Genomic DNA, 335 nt, shown 5'->3' on the forward strand with positions numbered 1-335 from the left:
GTGCTGAAGAAATAGAAAACTTACTTGATGGAACAGACAGAAGCCTATATCGCAAATGGATACCGGATAATCTTAGATGGTATGGCAAGGGTGTTTTTACCATCGGTAAGAATCATTCCCTCTTCGTCGAGCCCCCAGTTGTTGATGTTTATTTCAAGAGTAGGGTCTGCTGTTGTTAATTTAAGGTTATACTGACCGTTTATATCCGTGATAACAGCATTTAGGGTACCTTTTTCCATAACAGTAAAGTGCAAAACCCTTCTCTATCTGTTGTTTAATGTAATTATTCACCACTGCATAGGATTTACCACTACCGGGAGTACCCAGCACAATAG

1 protein-coding gene is annotated in these 335 nt (G+C 39.7%); it reads right to left on the reverse strand.

What is annotated here, in order from left to right:
• Positions 1 to 44 precede the first annotated feature (44 nt).
• The gene (locus tag D0T85_RS22060) at positions 45 to 239 is read right to left on the reverse strand and encodes a hypothetical protein (RefSeq protein WP_163215673.1); all 195 of its coding nucleotides are present in this window, start codon (positions 237 to 239) and stop codon (positions 45 to 47) included.
• Positions 240 to 335: the final 96 nt, after the last annotated feature.

The sequence above is a fragment of the Bacteroides sp. 519 genome, assembly GCF_010500955.1.
Taxonomy (GTDB): Bacteria; Bacteroidota; Bacteroidia; order Bacteroidales; family Bacteroidaceae; genus Bacteroides.

Coding starts and splice junctions, on each gene's coding strand:
- D0T85_RS22060 (WP_163215673.1), bottom strand. CDS start 239: ATGGAAAAAGGTACCCTAAATGCTGTTATCACGGATATAAACGGTCAG.